At 72.8% G+C, this 26,895-nt stretch carries 28 protein-coding genes; 16 read left to right on the top strand and 12 right to left on the bottom strand.

Annotation, left to right across the window (positions count from 1 at the left end; genetic code table 11):
• Positions 1–72 precede the first annotated feature (72 nt).
• The 5 genes from AB0A90_RS19325 (at position 73) to AB0A90_RS19305 (ending at position 3,488) form a co-directional block, all read left to right on the top strand.
• Positions 73–486 carry a DUF6069 family protein gene (locus AB0A90_RS19325; RefSeq protein ID WP_357249350.1) on the top strand — a complete coding sequence of 138 codons (414 nt, stop codon included), beginning with the start codon at positions 73–75 and terminating at the stop codon, positions 484–486.
• A 41-nt stretch (positions 487–527) separates the two neighbouring features.
• Positions 528–1,019, top strand: a complete 492-nt coding sequence (locus tag AB0A90_RS19320; RefSeq protein ID WP_357249346.1) for a GNAT family N-acetyltransferase — start codon at positions 528–530, stop codon at positions 1,017–1,019.
• 103 nt (positions 1,020–1,122) lie between these two features.
• Complete coding sequence (locus AB0A90_RS19315; RefSeq protein WP_357249343.1) at positions 1,123–1,548, top strand: Hsp20/alpha crystallin family protein; 426 nt, start codon at positions 1,123–1,125, stop codon at positions 1,546–1,548.
• 67 nt (positions 1,549–1,615) lie between these two features.
• Positions 1,616–2,614, top strand: coding sequence for a tyrosine-type recombinase/integrase (locus AB0A90_RS19310; protein ID WP_357249340.1), 999 nt, complete (start codon positions 1,616–1,618; stop codon positions 2,612–2,614).
• 28 nt (positions 2,615–2,642) lie between these two features.
• Positions 2,643–3,488, top strand: coding sequence for an LLM class flavin-dependent oxidoreductase (locus tag AB0A90_RS19305; RefSeq protein WP_357249337.1), 846 nt, complete (start codon positions 2,643–2,645; stop codon positions 3,486–3,488).
• Between the two features lie 25 nt (positions 3,489–3,513).
• On the opposite strand, the gene AB0A90_RS19300 is transcribed toward AB0A90_RS19305, so the two are convergent.
• Positions 3,514–4,686 (bottom strand): hypothetical protein, encoded by a 1,173-nt coding sequence (locus AB0A90_RS19300; protein ID WP_357249334.1) that lies wholly within the window; start codon positions 4,684–4,686, stop codon positions 3,514–3,516.
• Positions 4,687–4,717: 31 nt separating this feature from the next.
• The gene (locus AB0A90_RS19295; protein WP_357249331.1) at positions 4,718–6,421 is read right to left on the bottom strand and encodes an acyl-CoA dehydrogenase family protein; all 1,704 of its coding nucleotides are present in this window, start codon (positions 6,419–6,421) and stop codon (positions 4,718–4,720) included.
• A 147-nt stretch (positions 6,422–6,568) separates the two neighbouring features.
• On the opposite strand from AB0A90_RS19295, the gene AB0A90_RS19290 reads away from it, so the two are divergent.
• The 3 genes from AB0A90_RS19290 (at position 6,569) to AB0A90_RS19280 (ending at position 8,609) form a co-directional block, all read left to right on the top strand.
• Positions 6,569–7,027: a hypothetical protein gene (locus AB0A90_RS19290; protein ID WP_357249328.1), complete on the top strand. Its 459-nt coding sequence runs from the start codon at positions 6,569–6,571 to the stop codon at positions 7,025–7,027.
• Positions 7,014–8,216 carry a low temperature requirement protein A gene (locus tag AB0A90_RS19285; RefSeq protein ID WP_357249326.1) on the top strand — a complete coding sequence of 401 codons (1,203 nt, stop codon included), beginning with the start codon at positions 7,014–7,016 and terminating at the stop codon, positions 8,214–8,216. Before AB0A90_RS19290 ends, AB0A90_RS19285 begins: the two co-directional genes overlap by 14 nt.
• A gap of 84 nt (positions 8,217–8,300) precedes the next feature.
• A complete protein-coding gene (locus tag AB0A90_RS19280) occupies positions 8,301–8,609 on the top strand; it encodes a bacterial transcriptional activator domain-containing protein (protein WP_357249323.1) in 309 nt (102 codons plus the stop codon).
• On the opposite strand, the gene AB0A90_RS19275 is transcribed toward AB0A90_RS19280, so the two are convergent.
• A complete protein-coding gene (locus tag AB0A90_RS19275; protein ID WP_357249320.1) occupies positions 8,597–9,133 on the bottom strand; it encodes a hypothetical protein in 537 nt (178 codons plus the stop codon). The genes AB0A90_RS19280 and AB0A90_RS19275 overlap by 13 nt on opposite strands.
• A gap of 200 nt (positions 9,134–9,333) precedes the next feature.
• Here AB0A90_RS19275 and AB0A90_RS19270 point away from each other — a divergent pair, with 200 nt between their 5' ends.
• Both AB0A90_RS19270 and AB0A90_RS19265 read left to right on the top strand, forming a co-directional pair.
• A complete protein-coding gene (locus AB0A90_RS19270; protein ID WP_357249317.1) occupies positions 9,334–10,182 on the top strand; it encodes a hypothetical protein in 849 nt (282 codons plus the stop codon).
• A gap of 167 nt (positions 10,183–10,349) precedes the next feature.
• A complete protein-coding gene (locus tag AB0A90_RS19265; RefSeq protein ID WP_357249314.1) occupies positions 10,350–11,564 on the top strand; it encodes a low temperature requirement protein A in 1,215 nt (404 codons plus the stop codon).
• On the opposite strand, the gene AB0A90_RS19260 is transcribed toward AB0A90_RS19265, so the two are convergent.
• The 4 genes from AB0A90_RS19260 to AB0A90_RS19245 form a co-directional block, all read right to left on the bottom strand.
• Entirely contained in the window at positions 11,531–12,139 is a 609-nt protein-coding gene (locus AB0A90_RS19260) for a thymidine kinase (protein ID WP_357249671.1), read from the bottom strand. The two genes, AB0A90_RS19265 and AB0A90_RS19260, sit on opposite strands and share 34 nt — an antisense overlap.
• 164 nt (positions 12,140–12,303) lie before the next feature.
• Entirely contained in the window at positions 12,304–13,698 is a 1,395-nt protein-coding gene (locus AB0A90_RS19255; protein WP_357249311.1) for an MFS transporter, read from the bottom strand.
• Positions 13,699–13,717: 19 nt separating this feature from the next.
• Positions 13,718–14,485 (bottom strand): glycerophosphodiester phosphodiesterase, encoded by a 768-nt coding sequence (locus AB0A90_RS19250; RefSeq protein WP_357249308.1) that lies wholly within the window; start codon positions 14,483–14,485, stop codon positions 13,718–13,720.
• A 78-nt stretch (positions 14,486–14,563) separates the two neighbouring features.
• Positions 14,564–15,061: a MarR family transcriptional regulator gene (locus tag AB0A90_RS19245; protein ID WP_357249305.1), complete on the bottom strand. Its 498-nt coding sequence runs from the start codon at positions 15,059–15,061 to the stop codon at positions 14,564–14,566.
• A gap of 35 nt (positions 15,062–15,096) precedes the next feature.
• On the opposite strand from AB0A90_RS19245, the gene AB0A90_RS19240 reads away from it, so the two are divergent.
• Positions 15,097–15,996 carry an alpha/beta hydrolase gene (locus tag AB0A90_RS19240; RefSeq protein ID WP_357249301.1) on the top strand — a complete coding sequence of 300 codons (900 nt, stop codon included), beginning with the start codon at positions 15,097–15,099 and terminating at the stop codon, positions 15,994–15,996.
• 131 nt (positions 15,997–16,127) lie between these two features.
• Here the strand turns inward: AB0A90_RS19240 and AB0A90_RS19235 are convergent, their stop codons facing one another.
• The 5 genes from AB0A90_RS19235 to AB0A90_RS19215 form a co-directional block, all read right to left on the bottom strand.
• Positions 16,128–17,330 (bottom strand): serine hydrolase domain-containing protein, encoded by a 1,203-nt coding sequence (locus AB0A90_RS19235; RefSeq protein ID WP_357249298.1) that lies wholly within the window; start codon positions 17,328–17,330, stop codon positions 16,128–16,130.
• A gap of 123 nt (positions 17,331–17,453) precedes the next feature.
• Positions 17,454–18,098 (bottom strand): response regulator transcription factor, encoded by a 645-nt coding sequence (locus AB0A90_RS19230; RefSeq protein ID WP_357249669.1) that lies wholly within the window; start codon positions 18,096–18,098, stop codon positions 17,454–17,456.
• A 2-nt stretch (positions 18,099–18,100) separates the two neighbouring features.
• The gene (locus AB0A90_RS19225; protein ID WP_357249295.1) at positions 18,101–19,531 is read right to left on the bottom strand and encodes a sensor domain-containing protein; all 1,431 of its coding nucleotides are present in this window, start codon (positions 19,529–19,531) and stop codon (positions 18,101–18,103) included.
• 153 nt (positions 19,532–19,684) lie between these two features.
• Positions 19,685–20,527 (bottom strand): SDR family NAD(P)-dependent oxidoreductase, encoded by an 843-nt coding sequence (locus tag AB0A90_RS19220; protein ID WP_357249292.1) that lies wholly within the window; start codon positions 20,525–20,527, stop codon positions 19,685–19,687.
• Between the two features lie 114 nt (positions 20,528–20,641).
• Positions 20,642–21,406, bottom strand: coding sequence for a lysophospholipid acyltransferase family protein (locus AB0A90_RS19215; RefSeq protein WP_357249665.1), 765 nt, complete (start codon positions 21,404–21,406; stop codon positions 20,642–20,644).
• Between the two features lie 152 nt (positions 21,407–21,558).
• Here AB0A90_RS19215 and AB0A90_RS19210 point away from each other — a divergent pair, with 152 nt between their 5' ends.
• From AB0A90_RS19210 to AB0A90_RS19190, 5 genes are all read left to right on the top strand, one after another.
• Positions 21,559–22,971, top strand: a complete 1,413-nt coding sequence (locus AB0A90_RS19210) for a cytochrome ubiquinol oxidase subunit I (protein WP_357249662.1) — start codon at positions 21,559–21,561, stop codon at positions 22,969–22,971.
• A gap of 18 nt (positions 22,972–22,989) precedes the next feature.
• The gene (gene cydB, locus AB0A90_RS19205; RefSeq protein ID WP_357249289.1) at positions 22,990–23,988 is read left to right on the top strand and encodes a cytochrome d ubiquinol oxidase subunit II; all 999 of its coding nucleotides are present in this window, start codon (positions 22,990–22,992) and stop codon (positions 23,986–23,988) included.
• 86 nt (positions 23,989–24,074) lie between these two features.
• Complete coding sequence (locus tag AB0A90_RS19200) at positions 24,075–25,268, top strand: GNAT family N-acetyltransferase (RefSeq protein ID WP_357249286.1); 1,194 nt, start codon at positions 24,075–24,077, stop codon at positions 25,266–25,268.
• 75 nt (positions 25,269–25,343) lie between these two features.
• A complete protein-coding gene (locus AB0A90_RS19195) occupies positions 25,344–25,928 on the top strand; it encodes an RNA polymerase sigma factor (RefSeq protein ID WP_357249283.1) in 585 nt (194 codons plus the stop codon).
• Entirely contained in the window at positions 25,925–26,857 is a 933-nt protein-coding gene (locus tag AB0A90_RS19190; protein ID WP_357249280.1) for a CU044_5270 family protein, read from the top strand. The genes AB0A90_RS19195 and AB0A90_RS19190 overlap by 4 nt, the downstream gene beginning before the upstream one ends.
• Positions 26,858–26,895: the final 38 nt, after the last annotated feature.

Here is a 26,895-nt window from a genome sequence, read left to right as displayed (position 1 = left end):
GAGAGAGATAGTTCCGAACAAGACTATCTGCTACGGTCGTACTCGTTCGTTTCCCCTGAACGAGGAGCCGTCATGAGCGCTACCGCCGTCACGACCCCCACCACCTCGACTCTGCGCCGCCGCGCCCTCGGCGTCGCCGCCGCCGTGGTGGCCGCCCTGGCCGTCTGGGCGATCGGCGCGCTGGCCGGCGTCGACTTCACGGTGGAGAGCCCGGGTCAACCCGCCATCGACATCGGGGCGGGGGAAATCGTCGTGGTCGCCCTGGGCGCCGCCCTGCTCGGCTGGGCGGCGCTGGCCCTGCTGGAGCGGTTCGCCCCAAAGGTCGCCCGGCCGGTCTGGATCTCCCTCGCCGTGGTGGTCACGGCGGTGTCCCTCGTCCCCCTGTTCGGCGTCGAGGCCACCGGCGGGGCCAAGCTGACCCTCGGCGCGACGCACCTGGCCGTGGCGGTGCCCCTGATCGCCCTGCTGCCGGCACGCCGCCGCTGACCACCTCGATAAACGATTGACCGGGCGCTGATGATCGACTGGTGACCACCACCGGACCGACCTGGACGACGAGCGTCAGCCGACCCGACCAACCCGACGCGGTGCTGCTGCTGCGCGAGTACATGACCGAGATGGTGGTGCGCCACCACCGCCGCCCGGCACTGCCCGGCGAGGTCGACAAGGCGCTCGCCGAGATGCCCGGCGATGACCTGGCCCACCCGAGCGGGTTGCTGGTGCTCGCCCACCACGGCGCCGACCTGGCCGGCTGCGCCGGGCTGCGCTGGCATGCGGGCTGGGCCGAGCTGACCCGGGTGTTCGTCCGCCCCGCGCACCGCGGCGCCGGTGGCGGTGCCGCACTGCTGACCGCCGTCGAGCAGCGGACCCGGGCGGCCGGGACGGACGTGATACGGCTCGACACCCGCGCCGACCTGGTCGAGGCCCGCGCCCTGTACGCCCGGCACGGCTACGTCGAGATCCCGGCGTACTCGCAGGACCCCTACGCCGAGCACTGGTTCGAGAAGCGGCTGCGCTGAGCGGTTGACGTCCGGTCGGGGGATGCGCTAAATAAGAAGAGGAAGTTGAGTCGACCCGGCTCAACTCATCACCTTCGGCCAGGAGAACCGAGGAGGCATGACCATGTTGATGCGTACCGACCCGTTCCGCGAGATCGACCGGCTCGCCGAGCAGTTCTTCGGTACGGCAGCCCGTCCCGCGATGATGCACCTGGACGCCTACCGCGACGGCGACCACTTCTACGCGGCGTTCGACCTGCCCGGCGTCGACCCGGACACCATCGACTGCACCGTCGAGCGCAACGTGCTCACCGTCCGCGCCGAGCGTCGCCGACCCAGCGGCGACGGCGTCGAGCTGGTCGCCGCCGAACGCCCGATGGGCACCTTCACCCGGCAGCTGTTCCTGGGCGACACCCTGGACAGCGACAAGCTGGAAGCCGGGTACGAGCACGGGGTGCTGACGTTGCGCATCCCGGTCGCCGAGCGCGCCAAGCCCCGCCGCGTGACCATCACCGCCAACGGCGACGGGCGTCGGCAGATCAACGCATGAGCACGGTGTCGGGTGGGATCGGCGCGCCTGCGCGCTGATCCCACCCGAGGCTGAGAACCTTTTTCACATGGTGTTCTCCGACGCTCCGGTGCTGGCCCGCCCGTCCGCGCCACCCGCGCTGCCGAGTGGACCGGTCGAGGTCACCGAGGCGTGGCTGCGTAACCGGCGGTTGTCCGAGCACACCCGCGACGCGTACCGACGCGACGTCACCGGCTGGCTCACCTGGTGCGCCGGCCGCGACCTCGACCCGCTGCGCGCCACGTTCCTGCACGTCAACGACTACGCCCGGGCGTTGGAGTCCACCCTCGCCGCCCGCAGCGGCCGACCGCTGACCCCGGCGACCGTAGCGCGACGACTCTCCGCGCTGTCCAGTTGGTACGACTTCCTGGTGAAGCTGGGCGCGGTGCCGGCCAACCCGGTCTCCGGCGCGGACCGGCCCCGCGTCGACCGCGACCACTCCGCCACCCTCGGGCTCAGCCCGGAGGAGGTGGACGCCCTGCTCGCCGCCGCCGACGCGGACACCGGCCCGACCGCCCTGCGCAACCGGGCGGCGATCGCGCTCCTCGCCGACCTGGGCCTGCGGGTCGGCGAGCTGATCTCGCTGGACCTGACCGACCTCGGCACCGAACGCGGCCACCGCAGCGTGCGCTTCGTCGGCAAGGGCGGCAAGCAGCGCCGCCGGGCCCTCACCCCCGGCAGCGGGTACGCCGTGGACGCCTACCTGGCCCAGCGGGCCGCCGCCACCGGCGTGCCCGTGCCACAGCTCACCGGGCCGCTGCTGGTCACCGCCAGCGGCGCCCGGCTGGACCGGCACTCGGTGTTCCGGATGGTCCGCCGCCTCGCCCGCGCCGCCGGTATCCCGGCCTGGGCGAAGCTGTCCCCGCACTCACTGCGGCACGCCTTCGCCACCACCGCCCGCTCCGAGGGGGTGCCGCTGGAGGACGTGCAGGACGCGATGGGCCACGCCGACCCGCGCACCACCCGCCGCTACGACCGCGACCGGCACAACCTCGACCGCGACCCGGCCTACGTGGTGTGGGCGGCCCGGTCCCGCCGCCGCAGCTGACGTCGTACCCCCGTCCTACGGTCGACCGATGAGACACGGTCTGGAAATCTCCTGCGGCGGCGCCGCCGTCGCGGTGTCCACCCTGGTCGAGCTGGGTGAGCTCGCCGAGCGCGCCGGTTGGGACGGCGTGTTCCTGGAGGACTACCTGATCTACTACTCCGGCGACGACCCGTCCACCTACGACCCGTGGCTGGTGCTCACCGCGATCGCCGGCCGCACCGACCGGGTGCGGCTGGGCACCACGGTCACCGCGCTGCCCCGACGCCGCCCGGCGAAGCTGGCGCGGGAGGTCCTCACCCTCGACCACCTCAGCGCGGGCCGCGCCACCGTGGCGGTCGGCGTCGGCGACCCCGCTGACCGGGGGATGGCGGCGTTCGGCGAGCAGACCGAGGTGTCCGTGCGCGCCGCGATGCTCGACGAGGGCCTCGACCTGCTGACCGGGCTGCTCAGCGGCGAGCGGGTCGACCACCACGGCACCCACTACCGCGCCGACGGCGTCGCGCTCCGACCACCGCCGGTGCAGTCGCCCCGGGTGCCGGTCTGGGTCGGCGGCAGCACCCAGGCCGGGGCGGTGCGCCGCCGGGCGGCCCGCGCCGACGGCATCGTGCCGTACAAGCTCACCGACACCGACGGGTGGTCCGACTTCACCCCCGACGAGGTCCACGACCTGGTCAGCGCCCTGCCCGCGACCCGCGCCGACGGTCAACCGTTCGACGTGGCGATCGGTGGCCGGCGACGCCGATCCGACGAACGCGCCGAACGGGCGTACCTCGGTGACCTCGCGGCAGCCGGCGCCACCTGGTGGTTGGAGTTCATCCCGGTCGACGACCCGGGCACGATGCGCGCCGCCGTCGCCCGAGGCCCGCTGCGCTGAGCGCCGACCCGCGGACGCGGTCGGGTCAGGGGACACCGAGCGGCCAGAGCGTCACGCGGGTGCCGTCGCCGCAGATGAGCCGGGCGCCGACCCGCCGGCAGCCGCTCAGCCCGGCCGGAAGCACCGCGATCACCCGGTGACCGTCCGCGCCCACCGTCGCGACCAGGACGCGCCGGCCGTCCGAGGCCAAGCCCAGCAGCACCAACGACTCGCCGGCGACCCGAGCGCCCGCGACGGTGTGCCAACGCGCCCCGCCCGGCCACGTCCACCGCCGCGCGCCGGTGCCCGCGTCGATGGCCCAGCGGCCCTGCTCGTCCTGCCCGCAGATCAGACCCTGGCAGGGCCGCAGGGTCAACTCGCCCGGCTCGGCCGCCACCTGCCAGCGCGGCGTCAGCCCGGGCAGGTCGTAACCGGTCAGCGCCGACCCTCCGCTGCCGCTCGGATGCCGCAGCACCAGGTGCGCGCCAACGACCTGCGGGTTGTCCGGGCCGTAGTCGGCCGGCGGAAGTCGCCCCCGCCCCCGGTCGGCGCCGTCGCGGATGTCGAGCAGCCGGGCCAGCCCGTCGTCCTGGACCAGCAGCAACCGCCCGGGTACGTCGGGCAGCACCCGCAGGACGGCCGTGGAGGGCACCGGCACCGACCAACGATTGACGCCCGTGGCCGGATCGACCCCGTGCACGCCGCCCTCGATCCGGCGACCCGGCTCGGAGGCACTGCGTACCTCGCTCACCGCGACCGCCACGTCGCCGGCCGCGTACACCCGCTCGGGTCGTCGCCACACCACCTGGCCCGTGCGGATCGACCGGGCGGTGGTCACTCGCGTCCCGCGTACCTGGTCGCGTTCGGCGACCAGCACCACGTCACCGACTGTTTCGGCGGACCACCCGGAGCCCGGCGGCACCGCGACCCGCCACCGCGCCGGGCGACGTGGCGCGGCCGCGTCGTAGGCACTCATCGTCGGCGGGTCCGGGCCGGGGTCGACGACCAGAAGCAGCGGCCCCGCACCGAGCACGGTCGCGCCGGCGGGCGTCGCCGGTCCCAGCTCAGGTGTCAGGTACGCGGGCTCGGCGGCCCCGCCGAGCAGGGCGCACGCCACCACCAGCAGCGCCACCCGCCGACCCCGCGACACCGTCGGCGGGGGTCTGTCGTCGTCTCGGGGCGCACCCCGGTCGTCGCCCAGCTCGATCAGCACCGACACGGGTGCCCGTCCGTGTGCTCGCTCCGGCCGGTCAGCAGAGCAACTCCAGGTGGTGGTGGGCGTCCTCAGCGATCTCCTCGTGCCGCAGCCAGCGCCGCGCCCACAGCCGGGCCGCCAGCTCGGCCTGCTCGTCACCCCACGCGGCGTGCTCGATGAGCAACGCGGTGGTCAGCGCATACGCCAGGCGTAGCGCCAGACCACGGGCACCGGCCTGCACCGCGGCGGCGCCCGGATCGGCGGTCACCGAGGTGATCGTGTCGCCCAGCCCCGTGGCGGCGGCGGCCAGGGTGTCGGCAAGCGTCGGCGACAGCGGTCGGGCCAGGTCGACCGCGGCGGCGAGCCGGCCCAGCACCGGGGTCCCGGCGTCCTCCCTGGTCAACGCGCGCAGCACGTCCAGGGCCAGCACGTTTGTGGTGCCCTCCCAGATCGGCAGCACCTGCGCGTCGCGCAGCAGCCGGGGCACGCCGGTGTCCTCCACGTAACCGGCGCCGCCGAAACTCTCCACGTACTCGCTGGCGGAGCTGACGGCCAGCCGGCCGGTGGCCAGCTTCGCCAGCGGCGCCACGATGCGCAGCTCCGCCACGGCCTCCGGATCGGCGCCGACCTCGACCCGCCCCAGCAGGGCGAACGCGTGCCCGGCGAGGGCGAACGCGCCCGCCGCGTCGACCGCGAGGGTGCCCAGCGTGGCCCGGTGCAGCGGCGAGGACAGCAACGGCCCGCCGGCGACGTGCCGCACGTCGGCGTACGCGCGGGCGTAGTCCAGCCCGCGGCGCATCCCGCCGGCCGCCGCGGCGGCGTTGTGCACCCGGGTCACCACGACCAGGGTCATCGCCCGGACCAGGCCGGGCACCGCCGGGTCGCCCAGCGGGAGCGCGTACGCGTCGTGCAGACCGATCTCGGCGGTGGGCAGCGCGCGGGTGCCGAGCTTGTCCTTGAGGCGGCGCACGGTGACACCCGATGCGGGCGCGTCCGGCGCCCCGCCGATGCTCAACGGCGAGTCGGCCGCGTAGCGGGGGACCAGGAACGGTGCCAGCACCCGACTGCCGCGTCCGGCGTCCTCCGGTCGGGCCAGCGCCACCGCCATCGCCGCGTCGGCGGCCGAGCAGAACCACTTCTCCCCGGTCAGCCGCCAGGACCCATCCGCCGCCGGTCGGCCGATCGTGCTCGACCGGCCCAGGTCGGAGCCGCCCTGCGACTCGGTCATCCACTGCCCACTGGTGATCGCCGTGGCCGGGTCCGTGGAGATCAATCGGGGCAGCCACGCGTCGCGCACCCCGGCGTCCACGTCGGGCATGCTCAGCAGCGCCGCCGCCCCGTCGGCCATCGCCACCGGGCAGGAGAACGTCGCCGACTCCGGCCCGTACAGGTGTAGCAGGGCGTGTTGCACGACCCGCGCGGCGGCGCCCCAGGTGCCGCGCGCGTCGGTCAGGTAGGGCAGCGCGACCACGGCGTGTCGGGCGGCGGCGGCGCGCTGCGCCTGCCAGCCGGCGGAGGTGTCGATCCGGTCGATCCGGGCACCCCACGGGTCGTAGCGGACCAGGGTCGGCGGGTGCGCCTCCGCGTCGGCGTGCGCCGCGCGTAGCGGCCCGCTGACGTCGGCGGCCAGGTCGGCGAGGCGTCCCTTCGCGGCGGCGTGCCCGTCCGGACCCAGGTGGCGCTCCAGCCAGGAGCGCAGCAGGCCGTCACCGGCGTACGGGTCGACGGGAGGTGGCACCGGCTGCACGAAGCGGCTCATCGATCGACTCCTGGCACTGCTCGGGGACGTGCGCCGACGGTAGACGATCCGTGGCCGCTCCGAACAGGGCAGTCCCACCGACCCAGATACGCCCGATTTCCGACTTGTCGCACTTCAGTGCGATGGCGTTCTCTACGGTCGGTAGTCGTGGGTGCCGGCCAGCCGTGGAGCCGACCGGCCCGGCGCAACCGCCCGATGCGCACCGGGCTGGCGTTCGCCGGGTTCGGTGTGGCGCTGTGCTGCGTCGGCGTGGCCGGGGTGGCCGCCTGGAACCTGCAGACCGTCCGCCAGGCCGCCGGCCCGATCCGGGAAACCGCTGACGACTTTCTCAGCGAGGTCGCCCTGGGCGACAGCGACCAGGCGTACGAGCGGCTCTGCGCGGACGCGCGCAGCCGGTGGAGCGCGATCGGCTTCACCAGTTGGGTGCGGACGCCGCCGATGGTCACCGACTACGAGATCACCGACGTGTCGGTCGCCACCCGCAGCGGACGACCGCACGGCACGGTGACGGTGAAGGTGACCCGCGACGGCGGGCTCAGCGAGGAACGGCGCCTGCCGGTGGTCCGCGAGGGCGGGGACTGGCGGGTGTGCGGTGACCCCTTCTGAGCCACCGACCTCCACCCCGGTACGCCCGCAGTTGTTGCGCCCGCGCACGGGGGTGCAACCGACCACGTCCACCGAACTCTTCTTCGACCTGGTCTTCATCTTCACCATCACCCAGTTGTCGCACTACCTGATCGCCCACCCGGACTGGCGCGGCGCCGCGCGGACGGCGCTGCTGCTGGCGCTCGTCTGGTTCGTCTGGGTCTACACCACCTGGCTGACCAACTGGTTGCAACCGGATCAGGGACCGGTGCGCACGGTGCTGATCGGGGTGGCGTTGGGCAGCCTGTCGTTGTCGGCGGCGATCCCGGAGGCGTTCGCCGGGACCGGCCTGCTCTTCGCGGTGGTCTACGTGGCCGTACAGGTGGGCCGCACCCTGTTCGCGTTGTGGGCGGTGCAGGGCAGCCCGTGGCTGGTCGCCGGATTCCAGCAGGTGCTGCCGTGGATCACCGGGACGTCGGTGCTCGTGGTGCTCGGCGGCCTGGCCAGCGGGGTCGCCCGGGAGGCGTTGTGGGCGGCGGTGATCGTGCTCGAGGTGGTCGGCCTGCTGATCGGTTACCCGCTACCGGGGCGGGGACGCAGCCGCCCCGAACGGTGGATGGTCGAGGGCGGGCACCTCGCCGAACGGTGCGCGGCGTTCGTCCTGATCGCGTTGGGTGAGTCGATCCTGGTCACCGGCAGCACCCTCACCTCACACGTGGACCTGGTGACGTCCGGGGCGTTCCTGCTGGCGTTCGCCGGTTCGGTGGCGCTGTGGTGGGTGTACTTCGCCCGGTCGGCCCCGGCCGCGACCGAGGTGATCGCGGGGGCGGGCGAGCGCACCGGGGCGTTGAGCCGGGTCGCGTTCAACTACCTGCACCCGGTGATCGTCGCCGGCGTGATCGTCGCCTCCGCGGGCGACGAGCTGTTGCTGCGGGAGCCCGGCGCGCCGGCCACCACTGTCGCCGCGCTGTTCACCCTGGGTGGTCCGGCGTTGTTCCTCGCCGGGCACGGCGCCTACAAGGCGTTGCTGTGGCGACGCCCACCGACCAGCCGGATCACCGCCGTGCTGGTGCTGCTGGCGCTGGTGCCGATCTGCGTGCGGCTGGGACTGCCCGTCGCGGTGTGCGCCGCGCTGGCGTTGGCGGTGACCGTCGCCGTCATCGTGACCGACCGGTCGCGGGCACGGTCCGCCGCCCGAGGGCCGTCCTGATCCCCGGCGGCACTGCGTCGGTTCTCGGACAACGCCAGCGTCGACGGGCCACCGGATGGTTAGCGTGGGTGACCGGCCCTCCGGGTGACCCTCCGCGCCGACGGGCTGCGGGAAGAGGCCCGCTCGGTGTGGTTGCGGGCGCTGCGTGAACTGGCCCGCCGATACCGGCGCGACGGTGACGCCGACCGGGCCGCCACCACTCTGGTCCGGCTGCTCGACGCCGACTCCTACGACGAGTGGGCGCACCGCGCGCTGGTCGCGACGCTTGTCGGTGCCGGCCGGCACGGAGAGGCTCGGCGGGCGTTCGACAGGTGGGTGGGGGCGATGCGCGCGATCGACGCACCGCCCCCGGACCCGGGCGTGCTGCGGGCGACGGCTGGTCAGCAGTTGTAGAGGTTCTCGTTGCCGTCGTTGGTGTCCACGTACGAGTAGAAGACCATGTCGCTGCTGGTCTCGTCGTCCTCCGCGCAGGTGTCCTCCCCGGGCCCACCGTCGAGGCTGTCGCCGTCACTGACCACGCCCCAGACGGTGACGCCGGCCACCCCGATCAGCAGGTCCGCGCCGTTGGCGCCGGAGAGGTGGTCGTCGCCGTAGAGGCCGGCCAGCACATCGTCGCCGGCCCCGCCGACGATGAAGTCCCCGCAGTCGTTACCGAACAGGACGTCGTCGCCGCCACCGCCGTGGATCGTGTCGACGCCACCGCCGCCGTAGATGATGTCGTCACCGCCGAGCCCGTAGATCTCGTCGGGTCCGCCGCTGCCGTGCAGGATGTCGTCGCCGTCGGTGCCCATGATCGGGTCGCCGTCGGTGGCGGCGCACGGATTGACGTCCGGGTCGGCGTGCGCCGCGCCACCGGTGACGCCGATCAGAGCGCCGCTGACCAGGAGGGCGGCCAGCGCCGCCGCTCGGATACGCATGATGGGACCTCCCGTTCGTGGACCCCGTCCGGAGCCCGGTGACGCCGCGATGACGTCGCCGGCACTGTCGCAGCCGCCCGTCATCGTGGCGTCAGTACGGCGTGGCCGTCCGCGGTGCTGACGCGCTCCTGACGAGGGTGCGGAGTCTGATCGCAACGCCGTCGTCGACAGTCGACGAGGCAGTGCGGAGGGAACATCCGATGAAGCGGAAACTGGCCGGTCTGGCAGTGCTGACCGGCATGGCGGCGGCCACGACGCTGCTCGCACCGACAACCCCGGCGCAGGCGTCGGTCGGCCTGTACCGGGTCGCCGCCACCAGCGTCCTGGACGCGACGAACGCCAAGACCATGCCCATCTCCTGCAACGGCGCGGACCAGGTCGTCGGTGCCGGCGGGCGGATCAACGACGGTCAGGGTGACGTCCTGATGACCCGGGTCTACGCCGACGCCACCCTGCACACGGTGACCGTGCTCGGGGTGGAGGCCAACGCCACGAACGTACCCTGGTCGGTGGACGCGTTCGCGGTCTGCGCCCCGGCCGGGGCGGTGGCCGGCCTGCAACTGGTCACCACCACGTCGGTCAACAACGCCCTCGACAAGGTGGGCGTCACCGCCGTCTGCCCGGCGGGCAAGAAGACCTTCGGCGGCGGGTACCGGATCGACAACGCCAACGCTGCGGTGGCGATCGACGAACTGGCGTACACCTCGGCGCTCGGCTCGGTGTCGAGCACCGCGTACGTGTTCGGCGCGCCGGGCAACTTCACGTTGCAGACCCAGGCGTTCTGCGGCACCCCGCTGCCGGCGATGGCGTTGACGGAGGCGACGAGCGCGTTCAACGCGGCCTCGCCGAAATCCGTGACGACGCTGGCCTGCCCGGCGGGGTCGCAGACCGCGGGGGTCGGCGCGGTGTTGACCGGGCTCACCGGGGCCGGCTCGGTGGCGACGTTGTTGCCCAAGCCGGCACTGGACACCGCTGAGGCGACCGGACGGGAGATCGTCGCGTTCGCCGCGGCGTGGAACGTCAGGGCGCAGCAGGTCTGCGTGGGCTGAACCACCCGCATCACGACCGGCCGTCCCCAACACGGGGGGCGGCCGGTCAGCGCGTGGAGTCGATTTCCGGCTTGTCGCCCGTCGGTGCGATCGTCTTCTCTACCGTCGGTAGTCGTGGATGCCGGGAATGCGCAGGCCGCCGGCCCGATCCGGCGGGCAGGCGCGCGGTGACCCGCTCCGGATCGGACGGCCATCCGCTGCACCCGGATCTGCTACGCCCGCGTCGTGGCGTGGAGCGGACCACCTCCACCGAGTTGTTCTTCGACCTGGTCTACGTCTTCACCATCACCCAGTTGTCGCACTACCTGAGCAGGGATCTCGACTGGTCGGGCGCTGGACGGACCGCGGTCCTGCTGGGTCTGGTGTGGTTGGTCTGGATCTACACCGTGTGGGCGGGCAATTGGCTGCGCCCGGATCGGGCACCGGTGCGAGCCGTCCTTCTGCTGGTGACGCTGGGCAGCCTGCTGCTCGCGGCGGCGCTGCCCGGCGCGTTCGGCGACAACGGGCTGCTCTTCGCCGGGGCGTACGCGGCGGTGCAGGTGGGGCGGACGGTCTTCGCCCTGTGGGCCATCCGCGGTCAGCCCTGGCTCGGCGACAGCTTCCGCCAGTGCGTTGTCTGGATCGCCGGCACCGGCACGCTCGCGGTCATCGGCGGGCTGGTCGACACCCCGGCCCGGGAGGTGATCTGGATCGCGGTGATCGCCGTCGACGCGATCGGGCTGGCGACCGGGTTTCCGGTGCCCGGGTTGGGGCGCAGCACCCCGGAGCACTGGGAGGTGGAGGGTGGGCACCTGGCCGAACGTTGCCAGGCGTTCATCCTCATCGCGTTGGGGGAGTCGATCCTGATCACCGGGGGGACGCTGACGCAGCGGCTGGACGGGGTGACGATCGCCGCGTTCCTGCTCGCCTTCGCGGGCTCGGTGGCCCTGTGGTGGGTGTATTTCGACCGGGCACAGGCCGTGATGGCGGTGTTGGCGGGTGCGGGTGAGCGCGCCGGTGGGCTCTCGCGACTGGTGTTCAACTATCTGCACCCGGTCATGGTGGCCGGCATCGTCGTCACCGCGGTCGGCGACGAGCGCCTGCTGCACGCCCCCGGTGAACCTGTCGGCTGGGCGGGCGCGCTGGTCATGCTGGGCGGTCCGGCGCTGTTCCTGACCGGGCACGCCGCGTACCAGCTGGTGCTGCGCGACGCCGGGGCGGTGGCCCGGTTCGCGGCGGCGGTGCTGCTGCTCGCCCTGTCGCCGGCGGCGGTCGCGCTGCGGTCCCCGGTCGCGGTGGCCGCCAGCGCGGCGCTGCTGGTCACGGTCGGGGTGATCGTGGCCGACCGGGTGTCGGCCCGGCGGGTGGGTCAGTCGCGGGGGCCGAGGTCGCCGCTGCGGTAGTGCCGGCGGCAGAGCACCTGGTAGCGCACCTCGGCGGTGTCGACGGTGTCGCCGATGACGACCTGCGCGCCCTCGCGGACCACCCGCCCGTCGAAGACACGGGCGTTGAGCAGTCCTTCCCGGCCGCACCAGCAGAGCACCTCGACCTGGATGCGGGCCACCTCGTCGGCCAACTCGAACAGGCGTTGCGCGGCGGGGAACAGGCAGGACCGGAAGTCGGTGGCCAGGCCGAACGCAAACACGTCCACGTCGTAGCTGTCGACCAACTCGGCCATCTGCTCGACGTGCTCCACGGTGTAGAAGCACGCCTCGTCGCAGATCAGGTAGTCGACGCGTACCCCGTCGGCCCACCGCCCGCGGACCAGGGCCCGCAGGTCCAGGTCGTCGGTGACCTCGATGGCCTCGTGGGCCAGGCCGATGCGCGTGGTGACCTGCGGGCCCAGCGACCTGTCGATGCGGGTGGTGACCAGCCCCCGGCGACCCTGCCGGGCGTGGTTGTAGTTCATCTGCAACGCCATCGTCGACTTGCCGCAGTCCATCGGCCCCCAGAAGAACTTCAACGCCGCGGCGTGCACCGGCCGCCCGTCGAGCCCGCGCGCGGCCGCGCACCCGGCCGGTGCGTGCGGCTGGCCGGGGAACGGGTGAGCCAGGCAGGTCGGAGCGGTGGCGGCGTCGTCTGTCACGGTCGGGCAGCCTAGCCGATCGGCCGAGGCTGATCTGCCGCGCGCGGGACGCGTGCTCAGAGCACCCGGGGCGGGGTGTTGCCGGCGGCGACGATGGCACGGCGGATCGGCACGGCGGCCAGGAGCAGGAAGCCGACCACGAAGAAGATCAGCAGTGAGACCAGGCCCACCCGGTAGGAGGCGGTGAGTTGGAACACCAGACCGAAGGCGAGCGGGCCGAGCCAGCTGGTGCCCTTGTCGCTGATCTCGTAGAAGCCGTAGTACTCGCCTTCCTTGCCGACCGGGATGAGCTGGCTGAACAGTGACCGGCTCAACGCCTGGCTGCCGCCGAGGACCAGGCCGATGCCCGCGCCGAGGATCATGAACGGCACCGGCGCCTCGGCGGGCAGCCGGAACGCGGCGATGATCACACCGGTCCAGAGCACCAGGCTGAGCAGCACGGTCTTCCACGCGCCGATGCGCCGGGCCAGCGCACCCAGGCTCAGCGCGCCGCCGAAGGCGAGGAACTGCACCAGCAGGATCGTGATGATCAGGGTGCTCTGCTCCAGGCGCAACTCCTCGGTGCCGTACTGGCTGGCCAGGGTGATGACGGTCTGGATGCCGTCGTTGTAGACCAGGAACGCGAGCAGGAAGAACAACGTCAACGGGTACGCCTTGATCTCGCGCATGGTGCGGCCGAGCTGCCGGAACCCGTCGGTGACCACGTTGCCACCACCGCCGGCCAGGGCCGCCGCGCTGGGGTGCTCACGCATCCAGCGCAGCGGCACCAGCGTGAACACCGCCCACCACACCCCGGCGGACACGATCGACCAGCGGGCCAGGTCCAGGGTGCGTTGCGGGTTGTCCCCCTCGTCGAGCAGGGTGATCGCGACGAGGTTCAACGCCAGCAGCAGACCGCCGCCGAGATAGCCGATCGCCCAGCCGCGGCTGGAGATGCCGTCGCGTTCGTCGGGGCCGCCGAGCTGCGGCAGGAACGAGTGGTACACGACGACCGCCGCGCCGAAGGAGATGTTCGCGATCAGGAACAACGCCCCGCCGAGCAGGTAGCGGTCGCCGGTGACGAAGGCCATCAGGATCGTCGCGCCGGCACCGGTGAACGCGGCCCCGCCGAGCAGCCGCTTCTTGTGCGCCGACCGGTCGGCGATCGCCCCGATGACCGGCAGCACGAACACGGTGAGGAACACCGACAGCGAGATCAGGTACGGATAGTAGGACCCGGCCGCGACCCGGATACCCAGCGGGTGCACGTACCCGTCGCAGGTGTCCGCGCCCAACTCGCAGCCGGCGGCCAACTCGGCGACAGTCGTCAGGAACGGACCGAGGAACACGGTGATCACCGTGGTCTGGAACGCGGAGTTGGCCCAGTCGTAGATGTACCAGCCCCTGCGCTCGCGGCGGGTGCTCGCCGGGGGCGGGGTGTCGTCCACCGTGGGGGTCACGGTCTCGGCCATCCGGGGGTCCTTCGACGGTTCAGGCGGCCCAGTGGCCGCGGCTGCGGTAGACGTCGCGCAGCACGCCGACGTGATCGGTCATGATGCCATCCACACCGAGATCCAGTAAGTCGTGCATCTGGTCGGGTTGGTCGATCGTCCAGACGTGCACCTGCAGGCCGAGCCGGTGGCAGTAGTCGAGGAACCGGCGGTCCACCACCGGCACCCGCCCGTAGCGCGGCGGCACCTGCGCGGCGACCACCGACGGAGGCAACCGCAGCGGGCGTCCGTGCAGGGACGCGAGCCGCAGCCGGGCGACCCCGCGCATGCCGAGGCTGGTGGCGACCCGTCCGTCGGTGAGCGCGCGCAGCCGGGTCAGGCGGGCGTCGCTGAACGACGCGAGCAACACCCGGTCGGCGGCGCCGGCCCGGGTCACCGTCGCGACCGTCGGCTCGACGCCGCCGTCGGCCTTCACGTCGATGTTGAAGCGGACCTGCGGCCAGGCGCCCAGCACCTCGTCGAGCCGGGGTACGACGGCCGCGCCGCCGACGCGTACCGAGGCGAGGTCGGCCCAGCTCAGCTCGGCGATGCGCCCGGCCTCACCGGTGACCCGTCGCAACGTCGGGTCGTGGAAGATCACCGCCACGCCGTCCGCGGTGGCGTGCACGTCGGTCTCCACGTACCGGTAGCCGAGCCCGACGGCGCGGGCGAACGCCTCGGCGGTGTTCTCGTCGCCCTCGGCGGCACCGCCACGGTGGGCGAACGCCAGTGGCGCGGGCGCGTCCAGATAGCCGAATCGGGTCAACACGCGACGCAGTATGCCCCCGGTTGGTGGCCGGCGGGTGGCCGGCCGGCGTCTGTCGCCCGCCCGCGCGGACCAGGCTCGTCAGCCGGCAGGCGTGCCGACGCCGCCGTGTTCCAAGGTGGCGCGAAGCCGGGCCAGTGTGTGACCGAGTTCCGCGACCTGGGCCGGGGCGATCGACCGACCGAGGTGCGTGTCCAGGTGTTCCTGGAAGGTGCCTTCGGCGGCGTCGACGAGTTCCGCGCCCTGCGGGGTCAACTCCAGAAGCAGTGACCGGCCGTCGGCCGGGTTCGGCACGCGCCGAACCCAGGCTCGGGCTTCGAGCCGGCCCACGCCCTTGCTGGTCGCCCCGACGCCGATCGCGAAGAACTCGGCGAGATCGGCGACCCGCGAACCAGGATGGTCACGGAGGTAGCTCAGAAACTCGAACTGCGAAGCCACGATGCCGTGCGTGCGGCGCAACGTCTCGTTCAGGGCGTTGTAGAGCCGCGTCTCGCAGCGGACCAGGTCGCTGAAGACCTGAGCCAGTGTGACGGACCCGGCACCGGAAAAAGATGCCGCGGCAGGTATATTAGCTTCCACGGCAGCTACTTTATCGCCCGTGGGAGGCATCGGACATGAGCAGGGAACAGCGCGCGGCCATCGACGCCATGCTGGTCGGCGGGCCCAAGGGCTTCGCGCCCGAGCCGGTCGAGACGATGCGCGAGAGCTTCGACGCGCTCATGGCGTCGTTCCCGGTTCCTCCGGTGCGGACCTCGGAGCTGACCCTGGGCGGCCGTCCGGCAGTGCTTGTCGAACCGGAGGGCCAGACCCGCCCGGGCACCATCCTGTACTTTCACGGCGGCTCGTTCGCGCTCGGATCTCCGCGCACCGCGATGGGCCTGACCGCGAGTCTGGTCACGCGGACCGGAATGCGGGCCTTCTCCCTCGACTACCGGCTGGCCCCGGAGAACCCGTTCCCGGCGGCGATCGAGGACTGCCTCGCGGCGTATCGGTCCCTGCTCGACAGCGGCGTCGCCGCCGAGTCGATCGCCTTCGCAGGCGATTCCGCAGGCGGTGGCCTCACGGTGACCACCACCCTCGCCGCCCGAAACGCCGGGCTACCTCTGCCGGGCGCGCTTGTCGCTTTCTCGCCCGGCCTGGACCACACCCGCACGGGCGAGTCGATGGACACCAAGGAGGGCATCGACCCGTTCTTCACCCGGCAGGGCATGGCCCACACGGCAGAGTTCTACCTCGCCGGCCAGGACCCGAACCAGGTGCTTGCGGCACCCGCCGTGCTCGCCGACCTGACCGGCTTCCCACCGATCCTGCTCCAGGTCGGCACGAACGAACTGTTGCTCGACGACTCGGTCCGGCTGGCCAAACGCGCCCGCGACGCCGAGGTCGACGTCATCCTCGACATCACCGCCGGCGTTCCGCACGTCTTCCAGTCCTTCATCGGCCAACTCGACGAGGCCGACCACGCCCTGGACCGCGCCGCGATGTTCATCACGCAGCGACTACAGACCCCCTGAGCGCCCCACCCGAAGGCTCGTTCCCTCGTCGGGAAACGGACGAGCCGGTCGCCTGGCGCGGCGCGCGGGGCGAGGGCGGCTGCCGCACCACGTCGCCCACCTGAGCGCGCGTACGGCGGCCGCCCTCGGCGTCACCCGCAGACCAGGTCGTCCAGCAGGGTTATCTGTCGTTGGATGACCGCCACCGCCGGAGCGGGGTCGGCCAGCTCGGTGGCCAGGTACAGGACCGTCGAGCGGCGCCCGTCCGGGCTGACCGCGGCGAGGGTGCTCATCCCGGGCATGGAGCCGACATGCGCCCAGGAGCCACCGCACCGGTTGGGTATCCACATGACGCCCAGCCCGTACCGGATGCCTGACCGGATCCCCTGGAACCCGTCGGCCAGCACGCTGCGGCGCAGCTCGGCCAGTTGTGCGGGTCGCAGGAGCTGGCCGCGGCCGACCGCCTGCCAGAAGCGGGCCAGGTCGGTGGGGGTGCTGACCAGGCCGCCCGCCGAGGCCGTCACCGTCGGATTGAACACGGTCGTGTCGACCAGCGGGCCGCCGGGCGCGAACTGCCGGTACCCGTTGGCGTGCGGCCGGGGCAGGGTCGGCTGGTCACCCGGGTAGAACGTGTGGGTCAGGCGCACCGGCAGCAGGATCCGGGAGCGCACCTCGGCGTCCCACCGATGCCCGGTGACGCGCTCGACGAGCATCCCGGCCAGCAGGTAGTTGGTGTTGGAGTAGCTCCAACCGGTGCCGGCGGCGAACAGCGGCGCATGCCGCATCGCGGTCGCCACCTGCTGCGCCTCGGTGTAGTGGTCGAAGCGGTGCACCAGGAACTCGTCGGCCGACCGCAGGGCGGCGAGGTCGCCGGTGGGGTCGTAGAGGCCGCTGGTGTGCTGCAGGAGCTGGCGAACGCTGACGTACCGGCCGTCGTTGCCGTTGCCGGTCACGACGCCGGGCAGCCAGCGTTCGATCGGGTCGTCCAGCCGGATCCGGCCCTCGCCGACGAGTTGCAGCACCACCACCGACACGAACGTCTTCGTGGTGCTGCCGATCCGGAAGTACCCGTCGGCCGGCATCGGCACGCCGGTGTCCAGGTCGGCGACGCCGCTGCGCGCCGCGGTCACCTGGTCCCCGTCGCGGACCAGGCCCTGCGTCCCGGACACGCCCAGGCCACGCAGGTCGTCCAGGCCCTCCTGGAGCACCGTGGCCGTCAACCGGTGACCCGGGGTGGGCGGTGCGGCCGACCCGCCGGCCGGGCCGACCGTGGTGGCCAGCACTGCCGCCACGGTCGCGGCCGTCATGGCGCCGCGCCACCGCACCGTCTTCCGTCCTGCGAAAACCACGCTCATCTGAAGGCTCCCCTCGGGACAACGTCTGCCCCCAAACGCTACGAAAAGCCTCGATGTCCGCACCAACCGGAAACCCCCAACGTCGACGTGGGGGATAGCCCCCAGCGCGTGGCGGTGCGGGACCTACGAACTCAGGTGGCGCAGGACCGCGAGGACACGGCGGTTGTCGGCCTCGTCCGGTGGTAATCCCAGCTTGTCGAAGATGCTCGCGACGTGCTTCTCCACGGTTCCGCCGGTCACCGTGAGCGCGTCGGCGACGCCGGCGTTGGAGCGCCCTTCCGCCATCAGTGCGAGCACGTGGCGCTCGCGTGGGGTTAACGCCGCCACGCCACCGGCTTTGCGGCTGACGCGCAGCAGGTGACCGACCACCTCCGGGTCGAGCGCCGTGCCGCCCGTGGCGACCCGCCGTAGCGCGTCGGCGAACTCCGCGACGTCGGCCACCCGTTCCTTCAGCAGGTACCCGACGCCCGCCGCGTTGCCCTGTAGGAGCCGGGCCGTGTACGTGGTCTCGATGTGCTGCGAGAGCACCAGGACGCCCGTGCGGGGGTGCTGGCGGCGGATCTCGAGTGCGGCGCGCAGCCCTTCGTCGGTGTGCGTGGGCGGCATCCGGATGTCGGCCACCACGACGTCGGGCTGATGCTCGGTCACCGCGGCCAGCAGCGTGTCGCCGTCGCCCACGGCGGCGCACACCTGGTGGCCGTGGTCCTCGATCAGGCGGGTGAGCCCCGCCCGGAACAGGGCGGCGTCCTCGGCGATCACCACGCGCACCCTCATGCGCGCAGCGGAAGGTCGACGGTGATGATCGTCGGGCCGCCGTGCGGGCTCGCGATGCTCAGCGTGCCGTCGACCACGGCGACCCGTTGCGCCAGCCCGGACAGGCCGGTGCCCCGGGTCGGGTCGGCGCCGCCGGTGCCGTCATCGGCGACGCTGAGCCGCAGCACTCCCTGCCCGCCGGTCACCCGCAGGGCGATGGTGTTCGCGAAACTGTGCTTGGCGGCGTTGGCCAGCAGTTCGGCGGCGCAGAAGTACGTGATGCTCTCGATCGCGGGGGTGGGCCGGACCGGGATGCCGATCTCCAGCTCGACGGGGATCGCACTGTCGGCGGCCAGCGAGGCGAGGGCGTCGGGCAGCCCGTTGTCGAGCACCGGCGGGTGGATCCCGCGGGTCAGAGCGCGCAGGTCGCCAAGCGCGTCCTTGGCGCCGCGCAGCGCGGCGTCGACCAACTCGCGGACGGCGGCGGCATCCGCGACCTCGTCGCCGTCGCCGAGCTTGCGGCGGGCCATACCGAGGTTCATGGCCAGTGTGGCCAGCCGGATCTGCGCGCCGTCGTGCAGGTCGCGTTCGAGCCGGCGCAGCAGGGCGGCGGAATCGTCCACGGCGGATGCCCGGCTCAGCTCCAGCTCGTGGACCCGTTGCGCCAGCCGCCCCGGGCCGAGCAGACCTCGGATCAGCCAGGCGTCGGCGGACGTGACGGCTCTGGTCACCCACGGCGCGGCCAGCAGCATCGCCGCTCCCGCCGCGGTGGCGGCGAACGTGCCGCCGAGGGTCGCGACGCGGAACGTACCGTCGCCGAACAACCCGAACGGCGTGAACACCGGCACCGGGTCCAGCCGAACCCCCGGCGGGTGGTTGCGGAACGCCCCCCACAGCAGCGGGTAGCTCAGGTTGACCAGACCCCCGATCCAGAAGAACACGGCGTACAGCTCGACCAGGCTGGCCGGCACCTTGGCCAGCAGATACCCGACGACCCGCCAACCGGCCCCGTCGCGGAAGCCGGGCCAGGCCCGACCGGCGGGGCTCACGCGTACCGGAGGCGGTGCCGCGACCCGGACCCCGAGCAGACGGGTCGCGAGCGTGCGGTGCAGTGCGCCCAGCCGGCGGGCCGCCGTCGTCGACACCAGCAGCACGAGCAGCAATCCCACGCTGACAACGGCGATGGCCAGATCAGTCGGGGTGGGGTTGTCCCGTCCGCCATTGCGGACCAACCAGCTCAGGTCCACCGCGCCAACGAAGAGTGCCACCGGGTTGAGCACGATGAACGGCAGCCCGGCGACGCAGAACACCAGCTCGCGGCCCGCAGGCTTGTGGAACGGGGCCACAGCCGGCGCGTGGGCGTCCCGCCACGGGCGCCTGCCCCGCCTCCGGTCGTCCGGCGGCGGGTCCGCGGCCGGCGTGCGCACCTGTTGGCCCATGCCCGTCATCCGTCCACCCCGCCTCCCGCTCACGGAAGATCACGCTAGGCGCGCGGTTGTCCGGGCAGAAGCCGGCTGGCAGCAATCTCGCACCGGGGGATTTCCCCCAGGCCGGCCTCCGCGGGCCGACGGTGGTCTCCGGGGTGGCCGGCTGTCGCCCGCTCAGGTGAGCCAGGCGCCGGTCATCCGGGCGACCGCGGCGCCGTCGAGGTCGGCGAGCTTGACGCCGACGAACTGCCGGGCGCCGTCGGAGGTCTGCACCCGCACCGGCGGTGCCGGGTCGCTCAGCACGGCGAGCACCGCCGCCGCGGCGTCGGCGGGGGACTGCGCGGCGGCGAACGCCTGCCCGGTGCGGGCCAGGTACGCGCGCAGCGCCGGCCCGTACACCCCGGCGGCGGCGATGGCGGCGTCGGCGTCGATGGCGATGTTGGTGACGAACTCGCTGGCCACCGCGCCCGGCTCGACGAGGGTGACGCGTACGCCGGTGGTCGCGGCGAGCGGGGCGAGGGATTCCAGGTACCCCTCGACGGCGAACTTCGCCGCGCAGTACGCCTCGTTGAACGGCTGCCCGACGATCCCGCCGACGCTGGAGACGGTGACCAGTCGGCCCCGGCTGGCCCGCAGGTGGGGCAGGGCTGCGCGGCTGACGTGCAGGACGCCGAAGAAGTTGACCTCCATCACGGCCCGGACGTCGTCGACGCTGTCCTGTTCCAGGGTGCCCACGTGCCCGGCGCCGGCGTTGTTGATTACCGCGTCGAGCCGGCCGTACGCGCCGATCACGTCCTCGACGCAGCCGGTGACCGCGTCCGGGTCGGTGACGTCGAGTCGGCGTACGTCGATCAGGTCGGCGACCCCGGCGGCCTCGGCGGCGTCGCGCAGCCGGTCGGCGCGCGTGACGTCGCGCATGGTGGCGACGGTCCGCCAGCCGGCCCGCGCGCAGCCCAGCGCGATCTCCAGCCCGATGCCGGTGGACGTTCCGGTGATCAGCACGGTCTGCTCGCTCATGGTCTTCCCTCTCGTGGTGATCGACGCGGTTTCCCGCAGGTCGGGGTGTCTGGGGGTGCAGGTGTGCCCCGGTTTCCGGGCAGCCGAGTCGAGCACGGCACCCCGCCCGGTCCGTCAGCTCAACCGACGGTGGGCGCGGCTGGTGTCGGCGGGGCGGCTGGGATCGACGTGGCGGGGCAGGTCCGGTTCGTCGGGGCGCAGCGGGGCGAGGGTGTCGGTGAGCGCGTCGATGATCCGGTCGGTGGCGCGGCGGGCGGCGCCGGGAGTGGCGGTGTTCGTCTCGCCCAGGTCGACGGGCGCGCCGAAGTGCACCCGGATCACCGGGCGGCGCCACAGCGCGTGGGCGACGCCGCGCAGCATTCCGCGGGGCGCCTGGTAGGGCAGCACCTCGTGGGCGCCCCACTGGGCGATCGGCACGACCGGGGCACCACAGGCCAGGGCGAGTCGGGCGGCACCGGTCTTGCCGCGTTCGGGCCACATGCCGGGGTCCAGGCCGATGCGACCCTCGGGGTAGATGAGGATCACCGACCCGCTGGCGACGGCGCTGGCCGCGTCGTCGAGTGCCCGGTGGACGGCGCTGGTGCCCCGGTCGACCCGGATGTGCCCGGCATGGCGCATGGCGGCGCCGAGCACCGGCACGCGGAACAGCCCGGCGGTCGCCATGATTCGGGGGGCGATGCCGCGGGTCTGGCAGGCGGCGGCCATGACGAGGGGGTCGAACGGGCTGATGTGGTTGGCGGTCAGCACCAGCGGGCCGCGCCGCAGGTGCGCCGGGACGTCGCCGGTGACGTCGAGGCGGGCGAGCAGGCCGACCAAGCCCCGGGCCAGGAGGAGGGCTGCGCGCCAGATCAGCGGCGGCTGCCAGGTGGAGGTGTTCATCAGCGCGCCATCGTCGCACGCGGTGGGGTGATCGCGAGGTCGGGTCGGGGTGATCAGGGTCATGGGCACGGGGTGGGTGCGGGTCAGCCGAGCGTCTACGACGAGCAGTAGTATTTACTACGTCTCGTAGTATGAGTAGCTGGGGGTTTCAGGTGGACGCGTTGGACGTTGCCCGCTGGCAGTTCGGTGTCACCACCGTCTACCACTTCCTCTTCGTGCCGCTGACCATCGGCCTGTCCGTGCTGGTCGCCATCCTGCAGACGATGTGGCACCGCACCGGCAACGAGCGCTACCTGAAACTCACCAAGTTCTACGGCAAGCTCTTCCTGATCAACTTCGCCATGGGTGTGGTCACCGGGATCGTGCAGGAATTCCAGTTCGGTATGAACTGGAGCGACTACTCCCGCTTCGTCGGCGACATCTTCGGCGCACCCCTGGCCATCGAGGCGCTCGTCGCGTTCTTCCTCGAATCGACGTTCATCGGCCTGTGGATCTTCGGCTGGGACCGGTTGCCCAAGCGGGCGCACCTGGCCAGCATCTGGGCCGCCGCGATCGGCACGAACCTGTCCGCGTACTTCATCCTCGCGGCGAACTCGTTCATGCAGAACCCGGTCGGCTTCCGCATCAACCCCGACAGCGGGCGCGCCGAGCTGACCGACTTCCCGGCCGTGCTGACCAACAAGGTCGCCCTGATCACCTTCCCGCACACCCTGGCCGGCTCGTTCCTGGTCGCCGGGTCGCTGATCGTCGCGGTCGGCCTGTGGCACGTGATCCGCAACCGCGGCTCCGCCGACACCGACGCCTACCGCTTCGCCACCAGGTTCGGCTCCTGGGTGGTCCTGGTCGCGTCCGCCGCCGTGCTGTTCACCGGCGACATCCAAGGCAAGATCATGACGGACGTGCAGCCGATGAAGATGGCCGCCGCCGAGGGCCTCTACACCACCGAGAGCCCCGCCTCGTTCTCCGTGCTCACCATCGGCAGCCTCGACGGCAGCCGCGAGGTGTTCGCCCTCAAGATCCCGTACCTGCTGTCGTTCCTGGGCACCGGCGACCCGCACGGCACCGTCCGCGGCATCGACGACCTGCAGGCCCAGTACGCCACCCAGTACGGCGCGGGCAGCTACACCCCGATCATCCCGGTCACCTACTGGAGCTTCCGCTTCATGATCACCTTTGGGTTGGCCGCCGGCGCGATCGCCCTGCTGGTGCTGTGGAGCCAGCGCAGGGGCCGCACCCCGAGCAGCAGGTGGCTGCTGCGCGCCGGGCTGGCCATGCCGGTGCTGCCGTTGCTGGCCAACTCCTTCGGCTGGATCTTCACCGAGATGGGCCGCCAGCCGTGGATCGTCTTCGGCGAGATGCTCACCCGCAACGGGGTGTCGCGCAGCGTGTCGCTGGCCGAGGTGCTCACCTCGTTCACCGCCTTCACGCTCATCTACGCCACCCTCGCCGTGATCGAGGTGAAGCTGCTGCTGCGCTACGCCAAGGCCGGCGTGCCGGACGTCAGCGAACAGCCGCCCGCCGACGACACCGACGACGCCGAGCGCCCGCTCGCCTTCGCCTACTGATCCCGGACGGAGCTCATCGTGGAACTGACCACCATCTGGTTTCTCCTCGTCGCCGTGCTGTTCACCGGGTACTTCATCCTGGAGGGCTTCGACTTCGGCGTCGGCATGCTGCTGCCCGTCCTCGGCCGCGACGACCGCGAGCGCCGCGTCCTGATCAACACCATCGGCCCGGTCTGGGACGGCAACGAGGTCTGGCTGATCACCGCCGCCGGTGCCATGTTCGCCTCCTTCCCCGAGTGGTACGCCACCCTGTTCTCCGGCTTCTACCTGCCGCTGCTGCTGATCCTGCTGGCCCTGATCGCCCGGGGCGTGGCCTTCGAGTACCGACACAAGCGCCCCGAGGCGTCCTGGAAACGCCGGTGGGACGCGGCGATCGTGGTCGGCTCGCTGCTGCCGGCGATCCTGTGGGGCGTCGTCTTCGCCAACATCCTGCGCGGGGTCCCGCTGGACGGCGACCACGAGTACGTCGGTGGGCTCGTGGACCTGCTCAACCCGTACGCCCTGCTCGGTGGCGCGACCACCCTCGCGCTGTTCGCAACCCACGGCGCGGTGTTCCTCGCCCTCAAAACCACCGGCGACATCCGTGAGCGCGCGGGCGCGCTCGCGGTGCGCCTGGGCGTCGGCGCCGCCGTGCTCGCGGTCGCGTTCCTGACCTGGACGTTGAGCATCCGCTCCAGCACGGCGGCCGTCGTGCTCGCCGTCGGCGCGGCCCTCGCCCTGCTCGGTGGCCTGGCCGCCGCCCGGGTACGCCGAGAGGGCTGGGCGTTCACCGGCACCGCCGTGGCGATCGGCCTGGCCGTGGCGACCCTGTTCGCGGCGCTGTTCCCGAACGTGCTGCCCTCCACCCTGGACGCGGCCGGCACGCTGACAGCCACCAACGCCGCCGCCACCCCGTACACCCTGAAGATCATGACCTGGGTGGCGGTGATCTTCACCCCGGTCGTGCTCGCGTACCAGGCCTGGACGTACTGGGTGTTCCGCAAGCGCATCGGCGTGGCCAACATCCCGCAGCACTGAGCGTGTCCGGCCGGGAGAATGGGGGCGCCCTCGCACCTGTTCGAAAATCGGCGGTCGGCGCGTATCCGCCCCGCTAGGGTGTGCCGATGCCCGAGCCCGTGCACGTTCGTGAACTCGCCGCCGACGACCTCGACGCCGCCTGGGAGTTGGGTCGATTCGCGTTCGGCTCCGACCCGCAGCCCCCCGCGCACGCCACCGTCACGCCCGCCGGCATGACCCGCTACGGCGCGTTCGACGACAGCGGTCGGCTCGTCGGCAAGGCCGTCGACCGGCACCACGACCAGTGGTGGTCGGGCCGGGCGGTGCCGGCCGCCGACGTCGCCGGGGTGGCGGTCGCCCCCGAGACCCGGGGCCGGGGCGTGGCCCGTGCCCTGCTCACCGCCCTGCTGCGCGGCGCCCGGGAGCGGGGAGCGGCGGTCAGCGCGCTCTACCCGACCGTCGCCGCCCCGTACCGGGCCTGCGGGTGGGAGGCCGCCGGCGTGCTGCGTACCGTCGATCTGGCCACCGCCGCGCTGCCCCGGCACCGACCCAGCCCGGAGGTGACCGTGCGGGCCGGCACACCGGCCGACCTGCCGGCCGTCGCCGACCTCTACGAGCGGGTCGCCCGGCACCGCAACGGCATGCTGACCCGCCGGGGTGAGCTGTTCGACTTCTTCGCCGCCGACCGGGGCCTGCCCGGCGACGGTCTCACCCTCGTCGAGGACGACGGCGACCTGGTCGGGTACGCCACCTGGCAGCGGGGCCGAGGCTACGGCGCCGACTCGGTCCTCACCGTCGACGAGGCCCTGGCCGTCACCGCCGAGGCCGCCCGGGAACTCGTCGGAGTCCTCGCCAGCTGGGCCAGCGTCGCCCCGACGGTACGGCTGTGCCCCCTCGACGGTGACGCGGTCAGCACCGTCCTGCCGTTGGAGGCGGCGCGCGACCACGAGCGGGACCTGTGGATGCACCGGCCGGTCGACGTCGCCCGCGCGGTGAGCGCGCGGGGGTGGCCCGCCCACGCCCGGGGTGTCGTCGACTTCACCCTCACCGACGCGCTCGCCGACTGGAACACCGGCACGTGGCGGCTGACCGTCACCGACGGCGCGGCCGAGCTGACCCGGGTCGGTGGCGAGGCCGACCTGCGGTTGGACGTGCGCGGTTTCGCCCTGCTGTACGCCGGGGCGGCGCAGGCCCGATCGGTCGCGCAGGCCGGCCTGCTGCACCACAGCCCGGGTGCCGACCCGGCCGCGCTCGACCTGCTGGGCGCCGGCGGCCCGGCGCAGTTGCTCGACTACTTCTGACCGGCGTCGCCCGGGTGCCGGTGGATTCGCGCACCGGACGTGGGAACTCAACCGTCGCAGCGGACAGATACAGGTGTGACAGCCGAGATGCGGGCCCGGATCCGGGCCGGAGACTCCGAGGCGTTGGGTGAGCTCTTCGACGAGCACGCCGACGCGATCCATCGACATGCGCTGTGGAGCGGAGGCGACCCGGCGCACGCCGAGGACGTGGTGTCGCTGACCTTCCTCGAGGCGTGGCGGATCCGCGGATCCCTGCGCCCGGACGGGGACAGTCTGCGCCCGTGGCTGCTCGGCATCGCGACGAACGTGCTGCGCAATCGCCGTCGGGCGGCGCGCCGGCACCGGGAGGCGTTACGGCGGCTGCCGGTACGCGACGTCGTCCCGGACTTCGCCGACGAGGTCGTCAACCGGTTGTACGACGCCGACCAGGTGGCCGCCGCCCTGGCGGGACTGCGGGCGCTGCGCCGCGCCGACCGCGAGGTGTTCCTGCTCTGCGTGTGGTCGCACCTGGACTACGCGGCGGCGGCCGAGGCGCTGGGCGTACCCGTCGGGACCGTGCGCTCCCGGCTGTCGCGGGCCCGCACCCGGCTGCGGGCGCTGGCGCAGCAGGAGTTGACCGGCACCCGGATGACCCCCGTCGAGCAGGGAGAGTACCGATGAGAGAGACCTCCGCCCCGCCCGTGCCGGCCCTGCCGGCGCTGCGCCGACAGGCACTGCGGCATCATCTGCTGGCCGAGGTCCGGCGGCCGGCACGGCGGCCCCGGCGGGTCCGGGTGCTCGTGCCGGCGGCGGCGGCGCTGGCCGTCGTGGTCGCGGTCGGGGTGGTCGCCCAGCCGTGGGCGCCGCGCAGCGCTCCCCTTGTCGTCCCGGTCGTGCAGGGCGAACGCGTCGGCGCGACGCTGTTGCTCAACCGGATGGCCGTGGCCGCCGCCGACAAGCCGGTGCCACCGCCCGGCGAGGGCGGCTACGTCTACATCAAGAGCCGGGGCGCCTTCGCCGAACTCGGTGACGGCCCGGCGCGGCTGCGCCCGGTGCACGAGCGGGAGATCTGGATCCCCCGCGACGAACGGGGTGACGGTCTGCTGCGGCAGCCGTTCTTCGACGCGCCGATCGTCGGCGTGATTCCGGAGAGCGTGACGCTCACGGACGTGACCCCGAACGCCGCGCTCGTCGACCTGCCCGACGACCCGGACGCCCTGCTGACGGAGCTGTACGCCGAACGCGAGGATCGGGGTCGGGGCACCAGCCACGACGGTGCGGCGTTCACCGCGATCGGTGACATCCTGCGCGAGTCGTTGGTGCCGCCGCGCACGAGCGCCGCGCTCTACCGGGCCGCGGCGAAGATCCCCGGGGTCGAGGTGGTGCGCGGGGTCACCGACGCGGCCGGGCGGCGGGGAATAGCCGTCGCCCACACCGAGCGCAGCCGCCGCGACGAGTGGATCTTCGATGAGCGGACGTTCGACTACCTCGGTGAGCGCAGCTATCTCGTGGCGGAGACCGCCGACGGGCCGCCCGGGACGGTGCTGGGCACGACCGCCGTGCTGCAACGGGCCGTGGTGTCGCAGCTCGGGCAACGCCCGACGCGGTAGGTGGTTCAGGCGGCCGGCACCCCACGGGCTGGGTGCCG

This window comes from Micromonospora sp. NPDC049204, from assembly GCF_040647935.1.
GTDB lineage: Bacteria > Actinomycetota > Actinomycetes > Mycobacteriales > Micromonosporaceae > Micromonospora.
This window is presented reverse-complemented; position numbering and strand designations above follow the sequence as displayed.

Excerpts from the sequence above, each read along its gene's own strand:
- AB0A90_RS19325 (WP_357249350.1), top strand. The coding sequence starts at position 73 with ATGAGCGCTACCGCCGTCACGACCCCCACCACCTCGACTCTGCGCCGC.
- AB0A90_RS19315 (WP_357249343.1), top strand. The coding sequence starts at position 1,123 with ATGTTGATGCGTACCGACCCGTTCCGCGAGATCGACCGGCTCGCCGAG.
- AB0A90_RS19310 (WP_357249340.1), top strand. The coding sequence starts at position 1,616 with ATGGTGTTCTCCGACGCTCCGGTGCTGGCCCGCCCGTCCGCGCCACCC.
- AB0A90_RS19305 (WP_357249337.1), top strand. The coding sequence starts at position 2,643 with ATGAGACACGGTCTGGAAATCTCCTGCGGCGGCGCCGCCGTCGCGGTG.
- AB0A90_RS19295 (WP_357249331.1), bottom strand. The coding sequence starts at position 6,421 with ATGAGCCGCTTCGTGCAGCCGGTGCCACCTCCCGTCGACCCGTACGCC.
- AB0A90_RS19275 (WP_357249320.1), bottom strand. The coding sequence starts at position 9,133 with ATGCGTATCCGAGCGGCGGCGCTGGCCGCCCTCCTGGTCAGCGGCGCT.
- AB0A90_RS19270 (WP_357249317.1), top strand. The coding sequence starts at position 9,334 with ATGAAGCGGAAACTGGCCGGTCTGGCAGTGCTGACCGGCATGGCGGCG.
- AB0A90_RS19255 (WP_357249311.1), bottom strand. The coding sequence starts at position 13,698 with ATGGCCGAGACCGTGACCCCCACGGTGGACGACACCCCGCCCCCGGCG.
- AB0A90_RS19240 (WP_357249301.1), top strand. The coding sequence starts at position 15,097 with ATGAGCAGGGAACAGCGCGCGGCCATCGACGCCATGCTGGTCGGCGGG.
- AB0A90_RS19235 (WP_357249298.1), bottom strand. The coding sequence starts at position 17,330 with ATGAGCGTGGTTTTCGCAGGACGGAAGACGGTGCGGTGGCGCGGCGCC.
- AB0A90_RS19225 (WP_357249295.1), bottom strand. The coding sequence starts at position 19,531 with ATGACGGGCATGGGCCAACAGGTGCGCACGCCGGCCGCGGACCCGCCG.
- AB0A90_RS19220 (WP_357249292.1), bottom strand. The coding sequence starts at position 20,527 with ATGAGCGAGCAGACCGTGCTGATCACCGGAACGTCCACCGGCATCGGG.
- AB0A90_RS19215 (WP_357249665.1), bottom strand. The coding sequence starts at position 21,406 with ATGAACACCTCCACCTGGCAGCCGCCGCTGATCTGGCGCGCAGCCCTC.
- AB0A90_RS19200 (WP_357249286.1), top strand. The coding sequence starts at position 24,075 with ATGCCCGAGCCCGTGCACGTTCGTGAACTCGCCGCCGACGACCTCGAC.
- AB0A90_RS19190 (WP_357249280.1), top strand. The coding sequence starts at position 25,925 with ATGAGAGAGACCTCCGCCCCGCCCGTGCCGGCCCTGCCGGCGCTGCGC.